Below are 13242 nucleotides of genomic sequence, written 5' to 3'. Positions count from 1 at the left end.
ACAAATATAGACTAAAGCTAATCAACTAAACTCGGAGGTAAGGCCCCATGACCACGCGAACCGCAATTTTTAAGTATATCGAGGATAATTTCGGCGTCACACCCGAATTTCCATTTAAAAAGTACCCCCGTTATACGGCGCTTAAGAACCGCCATGGTAAGTGGTTTGGCCTAGTCATGAACGTTCCCGCCCAAAAATTAGGCCTAAGCGGAACCACCGATCTGGAGATCCTGGACATCAAGGTTGATCCCGAATTCGGCGAATTATTACGTAGCAAATCAGGATTCCTACCCGCTTACCACATGAATAAGGAACACTGGCTATCCATGGTCTTGGACAAAGCGACCGATGAAGCCTTACTATTTCAGTTGCTCGATGACAGTTACAATTTAGTTATCAATAATTAATTATTAATAACTAACAAACAACTGACAATCTTTTTTTTCTAAACACTAGTTGACACTCCTTTTTTTCAGGGGTACACTAGCCTCAATTCAATAAATCGTCCGAAACAAACCATTGAGGTGGAGATCAAGATTATCGTGCACGCCAAGAGAGCCGTCGTTGCTGAGAGTACGGCCGAACGCAGGTAGTTAAATGGACCACCGAGGGCTTCCCCGAATCAGAGTACGGGAAGACGTGCGACATACGTCAGTTGTCAGGGGAATGTTGGTTCCCTGTGGAGAGGGGCGCGATCTCTTTTCGAGATCCGTCTAATTAAGGTGGCACCGCGGTTAAAACCGTCCTTAACACACTGGCTGTTGAGGACGGTTTTTTGTCTACACTTTTATGACTCGAGGGGGATTCACAATGTTGAAACGATGGCCAAGCTTATCTAACTTCTAACCAACAAAATTAACTTTTCTGGAGGAATTTATGATGAGCTTACTAGAACATAAAAAAACATTATTGCTGTGTGGCGGAATTATCTTAATCGGGGGAATCTTTGCCATAACGGCCCAGTCGAAATCAACCAAGACATCCACAGCCCAGGATTTAAGCCTGGCGCAGACCGCACCAATCACCAGTTTGGATACTGCTAAGATTACCGACGCCGTTTCCAGTACTACCTTAAGTCAGGTGGGTGAAGGCCTGTATCGGTTGAATGCCAATAGCCAAGTGGAGAACGCTTTGGCCACCAAGACCACGGTGACTGATCACGGTCACCAATACACCATCAACCTGCGGCATGACGGCAAATGGAGTAACGGTCAACCGGTAACGGCGAAGGACTTCGTTTACTCATGGGAACGGACGCTAGATCCCAAATCTAAGTCTGAATTCACCTACCAATTCGCTAACATCAAGAACGCCAACGCCATCGCGGCGGGCAAGAAGGCCCCAACGACCTTGGGAGTCAAGGCGGTTGGCAAGTATCAATTAAAGATCTCCTTGAGCCAGCCTGCCGACTACTTCAAGAAGATGCTGGCCAGCACCACCTATTACCCAATGAACCAAACCGCCGTTGAAAAATACGGTAAGCAGTATGGGTCTTCCGCCAAAAAGACCGTTTATAATGGTCCATTCATTCTTACCAACTGGACCGGCACCGGTGACAACTGGACGTTAAAGAAGAATCCCCGTTACGCTGAAGCCCAGTCCGTGAAACTCAATCACATCAACTACAAGGTAATCAAGTCGACCACGACTGCTTATAACCTCTACCAGTCTAAGAAGTTGGATGCTGTCACGTTAGATGGTGAACAGACCACGCAGAACCAGAACAATCCCAACCTAAAGACCGTTTCCCAAGGACGGATTGGCTTCATGCAATACAACGAAAAGAATCAGATCGCTGCTAACCGCAATCTCCGGACGGCCATGTCCCTCGCGATCGACCGGCATCAGTTGGCAACTAAGGTTTTGAAAAATGGATCACTTCCAGCCAAGACCTTTGGCATCAAAAACATGATGAAAAATCCTAAGACTGGCACCGACTTCACTAGCGATGCCTACGTCAAAAACACCGTTGATTACAACCCGACCCAAGCCAAAAAGCTTTACAAACAAGCTCAACAACAACTCAATAAACAGGCACTCGCCATTACGATCACCTGTGGTGATGACGATGCCAGCAAGAACTTGGCTGAGTTCATTCAGAGCCAACTCAGCAACCGGCTGGGGTTGAAGGTAAACATTGCGGCAATGCCATTTACGGCGATGCTTAGCAAGGTTTCTTCAGGAGATTTCCAGGTGAACCTGACCAGTTGGGGCATGGACTACGCCGACCCAATCCAATCGTTGCAAATTTTGGAATCCAAGAACGGGTCCAACATGGGCCACTACACCAGCCGGGCTTTCGATCAGGCGCTGACCAACTCCGAAGGCAAGGATGCCCTCAATAAGCCAGCCCGGTATAGCGAACTAGTCAAGGCAGCCCAAACGGCAGCCAAGGATCAGGCCGTGACGCCACTGTATGAAGGGCGAACCGGAACCTTGGTTAACCCTAAGTTAAAGGGCGTCGTTTACAACAAATTCAATGGGGATGCCGACTACCGACTAGCCCACATAGCGAATTAGAAATTTTCATTAGCAGGTTAACCAACTTGCGTTATAATGGGCCTAAAGAGACAAATTACACGTTTTCATCCTGTGAATCTCCGGCGAAAACCAGCGATCTCGCGGGTCCTGAACGTAAGGAAAGGTTCCATTGCTATGGAGAAACAAACGCCATTACGGCACGATCACTACCCAACAACTAAAGAAGAATACGAAGCCGAGTTAACGGAAACGGAGGCCGAATTTGCGGAACAATTGGCCGCTGTTGAAAACAAAAACAAGGGTCAAGCTCAACGATTCTTACTATTTGGAGCGTTGACCGTGGTCGTCAACATTGCCCTCTTCTATATTCTGAACCACATGTTAGGGATCGAATATCAATTAGCCAACTTCATCGACTGGATTTTGACCGTTCAATGTTCCTTCTGGCTGGACCGAACCTTTGTCTTCAAACACAAGTCCACGCGCTACTTCAAAGAAATGTCGACCTTCTACGGCACACGGCTGATTACCTATCTGATCGAATTCGTTCTGCTATGGTTAGGGATCACCGTCCTAAAGTTCCATCCAACCATCACCAAGGTCGTGGCCCATGGGCTGGCCGTCAGTTTTAACTACTTCTTGTCCATGAAGCTAGTCTTCAAGAAACATCCCGAAATCAACGATTAATCAATAGGCGTCTGGGCCGTGGCCTGGGCGTCTTTTTTGATTACACCATCCATCCCCGACTGGTTTTAGTGTATGCTTGAATGGTTGCCTCAAATCTAATAAAGGATTGATTTGCCCATGCCTTCCCTGCTATTATTCATTCTCACCAGTATTGGCGTCTTCTTCGTCACAGATACCGATGACCTCATCGTGCTGCTATTCCTCTGGTTAACGGCCGAGACCCCCGGTCAACGCCGGTCAATTATGGTGGGTCAATATCTCGGAATCTTGACACTGATGGCCATTTCCTGGGGGATTAGTTGGGGCCTCGTCGCCTTAAACATTACCCACTGGACACATCTGCTAGGCGTGATTCCCTTTACGTTGGGGACCATTGGCCTGCAAAACTGGTATCGCACGCGGAAGCATGATCGCACCCCAACCGCCCTGCCCAAGCTAATCAGTCTGCCCTTGGTCTGGTCGCTAACCTTAGGAAATGGCGGCGACAATCTCAGCATCTACATCCCATTTTTTACGCATCTTAGCCAAGGCCAGCTGGGCATCGTCTTAGTCGTCTTTATCATCATGATTGGCCTTTGGCTCCTCATCAGCTATCGACTGGCTAAGTCGTCGTGGGCCCGGCGTTTATTTACCCGCTTCGGCGCTTGGCTGTCGCCCTTACTCCTCGTGATCGTGGGTATCGTTATTCTTATTCAATAACTTAAAAATGGCCTGGAACTTTACCGTCCCAGGCCATTCATCTTTTCAGTTTTAAATTAAATCACCATCATGACCGCTTGCCACAGCAGGTAGCAACCGTAGATCATCACAATCCCACCGGAAATAATGTTGACCCACATGAGAAATTTTTGCGGCAACCGCTCCTTGAGTAGGCCCAGAATCAGGGTAATGCCGAAGAACCAAATGGCCGTGGCCGTTACCACCCCGGAGATAAACGGCGTCACCTGTGTATTGGTAAGCGACCCCCGCATCGCGCCAAACATCAGGCTGGTATCAATCAGGGCTTGGGGATTAGCCCAGGTGACAACCCAGGAATTAATCAGGGATTTCTGCATGGTGAGCGGCGTATTGGAACTGGCTAGCTGAAAGCTCCGCGCCGAACGCAGAATACCAAACCCGATCCAAATCACCATCAACCCGCCAAGGAACATAATGATGAGCTTAAAGGTCTGGTGAGCACTGATGATGGCGCCCATCCCGAAAAACGCGGCCAGCGTTAGCGCGGTATCCGCAAACCAAACCATAATTGTCACGATAAGAGCCCTCGGTAACCGCTGGTTAATGGCGTTGTTAAAGACAAATAAATTTTGCATCCCAATCGATGACACGAGCGCCAGACTTAACAACAGCCCCCGTAGATACATTACAAACATAAAGCACCGCTTTCCCTCAAGTCCCACTCCGTCGTCGACCCAAGTTTAGAAATAATTCCTACTAGCATACCAAATCTGGCGTTAATAGTAAAAGGGTTCCGCCTTGGCGGAACCCTTTCGTTTCACGTGAAACACTTATGGCTTGTCAATCATCCGCAGGTAACGGTACACACTGGGTTCGGAAACGCCCAGGACCTTGGCCACGTGTGGCATGACCCCTTTGATCTGGAAAACACCCTTATCACTGAGCTCTTGAACAATCTGGACTCGCGTCTCTGGTGTCATCACCACACCCGGTTGCAGCAACTGAGGATCGATACTGGAATTGATAATGGCCTCCACGTCAGCATGCAGGGCTTCGGCCGGCTTGGCCGCGGCTACTGGTTCCGATAAGGTTGCCACGGCATCCGTCTCACCATCGTTAGGCTGGATGAGATGATTGACCGAAGGCATGTCCACACCGGTCATCCGCAAGACCTCATTTGCCAAATTAACGTAGCGACTGGTATCGAAGTTGATGCAGAGCAACCCACAGATGCCATCCGCCCCATCCTTGATGAAGTAGGTGGATCCCTGAATCTTACGATTATCATCCGTCGTGGCAAAATACTGGGTCACGTAGTCTTTTTGTAAATAGACCTTATCCTGAACTAATTGGAGGGCAAAGCCTGTAATTGGCGAGTTCATATTGCGCCCGCTAATGTAGGAATGTTCGATTGCGGCAATGTAAAAAGAATTTCTTTCGCTCTTCCAATGGAGCACAATTTCATAATCTTTGCCCAACGTTTGACCCAAGAAATGCACCAATTGACGGTATTCATTTAACGTTTTACTCATAGTCAACCTCCTAATCCACTGTTAGGGGTGGTGATCCCCACTCTGTCTTTTTACTACGACCATTCTACAATAAATGAAGTGCTTTAACAATAATTTTTTATTTTCATGATAAACATTTATTGACAGTGCCGGGTTGATTGGGTATTCTGGAGGCATAAAAAGAAGGGAGCTCTTATCGATGAATGATATTCCTAAGGCAATCGGTCCCTATGCCGCATATCGGCGGACCGAAGATCTCATTATCACGTCTGGTCAACTACCCTTGGACCCCGCAACGAATGAGTTTGCAGGAACCGACACTTACACGCAGGCCAAGCAAAGCCTCACCAACATCGCCGCCATCCTCAACAGTGAAGGTAGCGACTTGGACCACACCCTAAAGTTGACGGTCTACCTGAAGGATTTGGCCGATTTTGAAAGCGTTAACAAAGTTTTCCGGGAAATGCTGCATGAACCCTACCCAGCACGAACCGCATTTGAAGTCTCGCGATTGCCAAAGGATGCGTTGGTTGAAATCGAAGCCATCGCCGCCTTTGACCATTAGCAGCTAACGGGGAGAATCTATCATGAGTAAAAAAGAAAAAAAGGTTCGGGTGAAAAAGGAACCCACATTTATCGTGGCCGTCTTGCCAATTGTGGCCATGATCTTACTGCTAGGACTAGGGTATGGGTTCTTCCACATCGGACCAGAAGTCTTAATGTTAACCTCCGCCGCCATTGCGGCGTTGATTGCCTATTTCTTAGGCTACAGTTGGGATGAGATCCAAGATAATATTGTGGATAAAATTGCTAAAACGATGCCTGCTATTTTAATTTTAATCGTGGTGGGTTTCCTCATCGGGACTTGGATGATTGGCGGTACGATTCCCATGATGATCTACTTCGGCCTGAAGCTTATCAGTCCTAAATTCATCATCGTGACGGCCTTTGTCGTAACTTCCTTTGTCTCCTTATGTACCGGGACGTCATGGGGATCTACTGGGACCATTGGGGTCGCCATCATGGGGGTTGCAGCCAGCATGGGCGCACCACTACCAATCGTTGCCGGGGCCGTCGTATCTGGGGCCTACTTCGGCGATAAGATCTCACCACTATCGGGTTCAACCAACCTGGCACCCATTGCCGCCGGGGCTGAGCTCTATGAACACATTCGCCACCTGTTGTGGACCACGATTCCCGGGGTCTTGATTTGCTTAGTTGTCTATACCATGGTCGGCTTGAACCTCCCCGACATGGCCGGTGGCAATAGCGATAAAATCCAATTGGTTGAAAAGTCTATTCACAGCCTCTTCAACATGAACTTCTGGATTCTGATTCCGATTGTCATTGTTTTGGTTGGTTCCGCGCTACAAAAGCCAACCATCCCAGTCATGTTGTTGTCGAGTACTTTGGCCATCCTAAACGCTGTTTTCATCCAGCACTTTGATATTAAGTCTGCTGCCGAAGCTGCCGTGACCGGGTTTACCACCGATATGTTACCGCAAGGCGTCAAGATTAGCGCTGACCTGACGACACTGTTGGAACGGGGTGGCATGATTTCCATGCTGAGCGTGGTCCTGATTGCGTTGTGTGCCTACGGTTTCGCCGGGGCCCTCGATGTCAGCCACTCACTGACCGTCGTATTAAACGCGATGACCAAGGCCATCCGCTCAACCGGCCAATTGATTGCGACCGCGATCTTCTCCACGATGTTAGTTACCGGGGTGACTTCTAACGGTCAATTAGCTGAATTACTCCCTGGTGAAATGTTCCGTGACATCTTTGTTAAGTACGGGCTCGAACCTAAGAACCTCTCGCGAACTGTCGAAGATGCCGGAACCATGATTGAACCAATTATTCCTTGGACTGCTGCTGGGGTCTACATGGCCAGCACCTTGGGTGTTGATACCATGGCCTACTTGCCTTGGGCAATTCTCTGTTACACCGGAACAATTTTCGCCTTGATTTATGCCTTTACCGGGATTGGTGTGGCTAAGATTACCAAGAAGAGTCGTTTCTGGAATGAGTACCAAGAACGTAATGGCAAACCCGTTGATACCCCCAGTGATCCCGTAGCCTAATTTGTTAGCGAAGGAAGGACAATTATCATGAAATATGATTTTGATAAGCTAGTTAATCGCCGCAACACCAACAGTGCCAAGTGGGACAGTCAAGCGAAAAACTATCATAACGATCACCTGATGCACCTGGGCGTGGCCGACATGGATTTCGTTTCACCAGAACCCATTCAGACGGCCCTCCGCGGTGTAATTGACCATGGTGTCTACGGTTACACGGATGTCGACGATGCCTTCTATGCCGCCATCCAAGAGCACTATCTCGCCAAGTATGGTCTCAAGATTCCCCGTGACTGGATTGTCTACTCCCCCCGGGTGATTAACTCTGCGGCAGCATTCATCAACACCATGACCCGTGAAGGCGATGGCGTCATCATCAATGAACCCTGCTATTCACCCTTAAAGGATGCCATCGTCACCAATGACCGCCAAGCGATTCCCGTACCGACAAAATTCGACGCAGGTGCTTGGCACATGGACTTTGAGGCCATCGAAGAAGCCGCGGCACAGCCGCTTAACCGGGCCATGTTCTTTGTTAATCCCGATAACCCTACTGGAACCGTTTGGGATGAAGCGGCTGTACAACAACTGATGAACATCGCCGCTAAGAATAAGATCCTCCTCTTCACGGATGAAATCCACGCGGATCTACTGAAGGCCGGTATCAAGCACCACAGCCTGATCGAGTTTGCCGACCAATACGATCAAATCATCGTGGCCAACTCGCTGACCAAGTCCTACAACATCCCCGGCCTAGAAATTTCCTACCTGATTGTACCGAACGAACAAATTCGTGAAACCATTCAAACGGAATTCTACCGGATGGAAATTCATAATCCCAACATCTTTTCACTGCCGGCCTTTAGCGCCGGCTACCGTGAATGTGGCGACTGGCTAAAGGCCGTGAATGCTTACATCGATGACAGTGAAACATTGGTTCGCGACTTCCTGGCCAAGAATTGTCCGGGTTTCGTCGTCTATCCGCGCCAAGGAACCTATACCCTCTGGATTAGCTATCGCGACCTTGATGTAACGGCCGAGAAAGTCCAAAACTGGTTCTTAAATGAAGTGGGTGCTGAGATCTATATGGGTAATGCCTTTGGAAAATATGGTGATGGCTTCATTCGTCTAAACATCGCGACCTCACAAATTCTATTGAAGGAATTTTTGGCCGGAATGCAAGAACATTACCGTGACTTAATTAACTAGCAACGACCAAGCGCCGCTTAATCCAATTGGGTTGAACGGCGCTTTTGGTATCAAAAAAAGGGCTGTGACGGTGATCACAGCCCCTTTTATTTTAATCCTTCAATGTTCCACATGGAACAATCATGGCTGCTTAATTTCCGCCTCTTGCAGATGGGTAATTTCCTTCAACCCGGCATTCATCAAGACGAAGACGATCATCCAAGCCAAAACGATTAAGGCAATCAGCTTAAGCGTGTAACTGCCAAATAAGGTGAAATCCCAATCCCAAGCGGCATGCATGAGTACCGCCAACAAGAAGAAGATCAAGAACCGGACGTCAATCAGCTGACTAGGCTGAAAGGCCTTCTGCCGTTTAACCACCATGAAGGCCCCACCGGCAATGGCCGCCCAAACCAGATGACCTCCAATGGCGGACCAACCGCGTAAGACGGCGACTTCTAGCAAATGATTGCCGGAACCATAAATGTATCCGGCCGTTTCAAAGGCGGCGAAGCCCGCACCAACCGCGGCACCAATCAAGATACCGTCCAAGACGTGTCGCACCCGCAACTGATCGATGAAGGTCAGGGTAATCATGAACTTACCCAATTCTTCAACCAACCCGACCGACAGTGAATCGGTTACGGTCAAGGCGCCGGTAATCCGATTCATCATGCTAAAGCTGACAAATTGATAGAGAAACAGGGTCACGATTAACGCAAAGACCCCTCCAATGAAGAAGACCTTCACCACATCGAACAGGCTCACATCCTTGAAGACGTCTGCCTCAAAGAAGAAGACCAATCCAGAGAATGGCACGGCAAAGGCGCCGACCAAGATCAGCCCAGGAATAGCATTTGCATTTTGAAATTCAGCCGCCATGACCCAGAGGGCGGCGAAGGCCAACAGAAACCCCACCAGAATCCGGGAAAATAACCAGGGTTTCGCCCAGTCATCAGAAATATCACTCAGCGTGGGCGTCGTGTTCTTGGTCCCGGCGATGAAGATGGCTTCCGCCTCATCCTTCGTGTGGTGCTTGGGCACCTCTGAAAACAGGTCAATCAAATTAACTTTGACGGCCCCTTCCTCACCAGTGTACTTATTTAAGGCCGCCGTGGCACTATCGTATAGGTCAGGCCGTTTACCAACTGGCTTAATCTTAGGCTTCGTCGGTTGTGGTTGGGCCGCCCTCGGCTGGGACTGGGGTTGGGCCTCGGGCGTTCCCTGCGGTTGTGGTAACAGCTGACCACAATGCCGACAAAATCGAGCGCCATCAGCGGCTTCTGCGCCACAATTGGGACAATACTTCATCCTGATCACTCCTCTTGAGGTATTCATTCATTACCTCAAGTATAGCGGTTTTCGCCAATCGACGACGGTCAAATTTTAGAAATGAGCTATCCAGCTTAATACATGGTGACGACGGCCCGCTGAATTTTCCAGGGACCTGTCTGTCGCTCAATGGTCAGCACTGTGCGCAGCGGCCAGGTGTGCCGGCCACTCCCGTGAATACTGGCCGCTACCTGGTTATCCCCCACCACTTGCCAACCGGTGGCGGTTTTCGTCACAGTAACCCGTTCTTCAACCGATGTGAAATACCGCATGGTTCCTGCACTCATCTCCGCTAGCCATTCTTGCCTGGGCTGAACGTAACCCGTCATGTGGGTCAACGTGAAATCCGTGGCTAGTAACTTATCCAGCACCCGGACATCATCGACCGCCATAGCAGCATTGTAGTCTCGATACAGTTGCAAAATCATCGTTTCCATTTGACCCACACCTTTCCACCCGTTGCCTAGCGGTTAATGCCTAAACTATCGCGAGAACCCAACGTCTCGTCATGTGCCAGCCGCACCACTAGGTCCGCAATACTCTTGCGTGATACGCTGTGTCCGCCGAAGGGTTCACCTTTCTTAGTGACCTGATAATCGGTATCATCGCCATTATCAAACCAGCCGGGGCGAATCACGGTGTAATTCAATGGGGATGCTTCAATAATATCCGCAGCCTGACGGTAACCCCGTAACATCGGGTTAACCGACAAGTTCCCGCCCGCACCAACACTCGCGGGAATCTCATCATAGATGCCCATGGAGGTGATGAACAGGAGCCGATCAACCCCAGCCGTACCCATGGCTTTAACCAGAGTCTGTGCCATCCCGGCTAGATTACCGCTGAGGGCGGCAAAGACGACATCTTGGTCTTTCAAGGCACTGCTTAAGGCCGCTTCATCCGTCACACTACCGGCCAGCGCCCGTTCACGATCACCATCTAATTGACCTAATCGCTTCGTATTACGAACCATCAAGGTTAAGTTATCCGTGGTATTATCTAAAAAATACCGCCGGGTGGTGCTACCTACAGAACCCGTTGCCCCAATAATTAAAACATTTGTCATGATTATTTCCTCCAATTCGTTTGTTGATAAATTCAGTTTATCCCCTTGCAGTTACTTCAAGGCAAGTATTATAGTCAATCATTTTTGGTGTTCGCCCGGAACGATTAAGCAAACCGCCGCCAACAAGGCCAAAAGTAACAGCCCGGATCCCATCAAGATGGCATGTTGAAACCCACTGATTTGGCCACTAAACAGGCTTTGCGTCGTGACCAAGACCGACAGCCCCACGGAGCCACCAATCTGATGCATAACATTGACCACACCCGACGCGGCGCCGGCGTCTGCTCCCTGCGTGTGAGCGACCCCAGCGGCGGTGAAAGGACTCAACGACAGCCCTTGACCAATCCCAATAATCATCATTGGTGCCACAATCCCTAACCAGTAACCAACGGCAGGGGTGAAGAAACTCATCCAGAGCATGCCGGCCATCGTCAGGGCAATCCCCATGACTAAGAGGCCACCATTGCCCCACTTGGCCGTTAAGCGAGCCACTTGTAAGGCCACGACAAAGTTAACGATGGTCAAGGGGAAGAAGGCCATACCAGCCATCAAGGCCGAGAACCCCAGTTGATTTTGCATGAGTTGTGGCGTGATGAACCAAAAACCCATCATAGCTCCCAAGTAAAAAAGCCGCCCGACATAGGCACCGATCCGCTCCCGGTCGCCAAATAGTCGCAGTGGCATGATTGGCGACTTAATCCGCCATTCTTGGAAGATAAATAAGCTCAGGAACCCGATGGCTAAAATCAGAGCTGGCACCTGTAACCAGTCGCCGATGATGCTATAGACCAACGCACTCATCCCCAACAGGGAACTGATCGTGCCCACCCAATCGAGTTTTCCTGACTGACCTTGATCGCGTTTCAAATGCTTAACGGCGAGATAAAACATCCAGATGCTAATGGGAACATTGATGAAGAACCCAACCCGCCAGGTCAGCAAACTGGCGAAAACGCCCCCGATAACCAGACTGACACTGGCACCAATACCGGCCATTGCCCCATAGTAGGCGATCGCTTTGACCCGTTCGGCGCCCTCATAGGTATCCATTAGGATTGCCAACGTGGTTGGGGCCAAGATGGCTGAACCAATCCCCTGAAAGGCGCGGGCAGCGATAATCATTGGGGCATTAATCGCCAGACCGACCAGCAATGACCCTAGTCCGAAGATGACCAGACCAATCTCAAAGACCCGCCGACGGCCAAATAAGTCCCCGGCGCGACCACCAAGCAACAAAAATCCACCAAACGTCAGCGAATAGACGCTGCTGACCCACGAGAGGGTCGCCTGATTTAAGTGCAGGTCTTGGGCGATCTTAACGGTCCCCGTAAAAATAATTGAGTTGTCCAATAGAATCATAAAGTAGCTCATCAGAATAACTAATAATATCCAATCGAATCGTTTTTGCTTTGTCATGTTAGTTTGCTCCTCGTCTTTAAGTGAATAATTAGGAGTTTAGACCTTCATCCGTACTTCAAGGCAAGGCGAAAAATGAAATTCTTTTAAAAAGATTGATCTCGTTAGACCGCTTCTCCTCCCCCTACTCTCACTAACGAAATTAATCGGAATTTTTTTGCATGTTTTCGCAAATATTTACCAATCATTGGCAAAAAAGACCAGTCTCTGTGACTTAGAGACTGGCCTTTATGGATTAGCTATAATTATTTTTGTTTTAACCGGGTCCGAATTCGACTCAGTGATACCGGTGTAATCCCCAGGTATGAGGCGACTAACCGTAGCGGGTCCCGATCTAAGATCTAGGGTTCATCGTCCCGTAGTCGTTGATAGCGTTCCGTCGACGACCTATCAAATTGGCAACGAAGACGTCCTACCGCCCCCCAAAGTGGCTACCTACCAACAACGCCTACTCGCCGCGAATCGAATGATCTTCCTGTCTGGTGGGAAGTCATACCCGCGATGACCAAGGGATTTTTGGACAAGGGTTACGCGAAGAATATCCGCGACCAAGCCGATACCATGCAAACCAAGCTGAAGCAGCCGCGAATCGACATCGTGACGACCATGAGCACTCCCAACTAGGCCTACCGTCTACTCTTCGGCGCACCACTGGTCAAACTCCTCTTCCACGGCACCTTCTTAAAGACCCGTCTCTGACACTTTAAATGGCACAACTTCGCTAAGTTGAGAAAAAGTAGTTGGCCCAACGGGAACAAATCCTCAAGCAGTTTAGGATCTAACCAAAAGTCGATTAGTTATTAAA

General features: G+C 49.3%; 14 protein-coding genes. 8 read left to right on the top strand and 6 right to left on the bottom strand.

Translation table 11 applies throughout. The features are described 5' to 3' along the window. The first annotated feature begins 47 nt into the window (after positions 1 to 47). The 4 genes from LSE01S_RS03975 (at position 48) to LSE01S_RS03960 (ending at position 3867) form a co-directional block, all read left to right on the top strand. Positions 48 to 407: an MmcQ/YjbR family DNA-binding protein gene (locus LSE01S_RS03975; RefSeq protein ID WP_061776336.1), complete on the top strand. Its 360-nt coding sequence runs from the start codon at positions 48 to 50 to the stop codon at positions 405 to 407. Between the two features lie 472 nt (positions 408 to 879). Then, positions 880 to 2520 (top strand): peptide ABC transporter substrate-binding protein, encoded by a 1641-nt coding sequence (locus LSE01S_RS03970; RefSeq protein ID WP_061776335.1) that lies wholly within the window; start codon positions 880 to 882, stop codon positions 2518 to 2520. Between the two features lie 135 nt (positions 2521 to 2655). Next, positions 2656 to 3168, top strand: a complete 513-nt coding sequence (locus tag LSE01S_RS03965) for a GtrA family protein (protein WP_061776334.1) — start codon at positions 2656 to 2658, stop codon at positions 3166 to 3168. A gap of 117 nt (positions 3169 to 3285) precedes the next feature. Further along, a complete protein-coding gene (locus LSE01S_RS03960) occupies positions 3286 to 3867 on the top strand; it encodes a cadmium resistance transporter (RefSeq protein ID WP_061776333.1) in 582 nt (193 codons plus the stop codon). A gap of 56 nt (positions 3868 to 3923) precedes the next feature. Here LSE01S_RS03960 and LSE01S_RS03955 read toward each other — a convergent pair whose 3' ends face one another. Together LSE01S_RS03955 and LSE01S_RS03950 are read right to left on the bottom strand one after the other, a co-directional pair. Next, entirely contained in the window at positions 3924 to 4541 is a 618-nt protein-coding gene (locus LSE01S_RS03955; RefSeq protein WP_061776332.1) for a LysE/ArgO family amino acid transporter, read from the bottom strand. 135 nt (positions 4542 to 4676) lie between these two features. Next, entirely contained in the window at positions 4677 to 5378 is a 702-nt protein-coding gene (locus LSE01S_RS03950) for a helix-turn-helix transcriptional regulator (protein WP_061776331.1), read from the bottom strand. A gap of 178 nt (positions 5379 to 5556) precedes the next feature. On the opposite strand from LSE01S_RS03950, the gene LSE01S_RS03945 reads away from it, so the two are divergent. Genes LSE01S_RS03945 through LSE01S_RS03935 form a run of 3 tightly spaced genes read left to right on the top strand, consistent with a single transcriptional unit; the run spans position 5557 to position 8644 of the window. Further along, a complete protein-coding gene (locus LSE01S_RS03945; protein WP_061776330.1) occupies positions 5557 to 5922 on the top strand; it encodes a RidA family protein in 366 nt (121 codons plus the stop codon). 22 nt (positions 5923 to 5944) lie between these two features. After that, on the top strand, positions 5945 to 7438 hold the full coding sequence (gene nhaC / locus LSE01S_RS03940; protein ID WP_061776329.1) for a Na+/H+ antiporter NhaC: 1494 nt from the start codon (positions 5945 to 5947) through the stop codon (positions 7436 to 7438). Between the two features lie 27 nt (positions 7439 to 7465). Continuing rightward, a complete protein-coding gene (locus LSE01S_RS03935) occupies positions 7466 to 8644 on the top strand; it encodes a MalY/PatB family protein (RefSeq protein WP_061776328.1) in 1179 nt (392 codons plus the stop codon). A 120-nt stretch (positions 8645 to 8764) separates the two neighbouring features. Here LSE01S_RS03935 and LSE01S_RS03930 read toward each other — a convergent pair whose 3' ends face one another. From LSE01S_RS03930 to LSE01S_RS03915, 4 genes are all read right to left on the bottom strand, one after another. Next, positions 8765 to 9934: a PrsW family intramembrane metalloprotease gene (locus LSE01S_RS03930; RefSeq protein WP_082622336.1), complete on the bottom strand. Its 1170-nt coding sequence runs from the start codon at positions 9932 to 9934 to the stop codon at positions 8765 to 8767. A gap of 95 nt (positions 9935 to 10029) precedes the next feature. Then, positions 10030 to 10392 (bottom strand): nuclear transport factor 2 family protein, encoded by a 363-nt coding sequence (locus tag LSE01S_RS03925; RefSeq protein WP_061776327.1) that lies wholly within the window; start codon positions 10390 to 10392, stop codon positions 10030 to 10032. A 26-nt stretch (positions 10393 to 10418) separates the two neighbouring features. Beyond that, on the bottom strand, positions 10419 to 11021 hold the full coding sequence (locus LSE01S_RS03920) for an NAD(P)H-binding protein (protein ID WP_061776326.1): 603 nt from the start codon (positions 11019 to 11021) through the stop codon (positions 10419 to 10421). Positions 11022 to 11099: 78 nt separating this feature from the next. Then, positions 11100 to 12437 (bottom strand): MFS transporter, encoded by a 1338-nt coding sequence (locus LSE01S_RS03915; RefSeq protein WP_061776325.1) that lies wholly within the window; start codon positions 12435 to 12437, stop codon positions 11100 to 11102. Between the two features lie 501 nt (positions 12438 to 12938). On the opposite strand from LSE01S_RS03915, the gene LSE01S_RS11195 reads away from it, so the two are divergent. After that, positions 12939 to 13061, top strand: coding sequence for a hypothetical protein (locus tag LSE01S_RS11195; protein WP_268872584.1), 123 nt, complete (start codon positions 12939 to 12941; stop codon positions 13059 to 13061). Positions 13062 to 13242: the final 181 nt, after the last annotated feature.

It is taken from the genome of Levilactobacillus senmaizukei DSM 21775 = NBRC 103853, assembly GCF_001592085.1.
GTDB lineage: Bacteria > Bacillota > Bacilli > Lactobacillales > Lactobacillaceae > Levilactobacillus > Levilactobacillus senmaizukei.
Note: the sequence above shows the minus strand (reverse complement) of the source record. Positions and strands in the feature narration are given on the sequence as shown.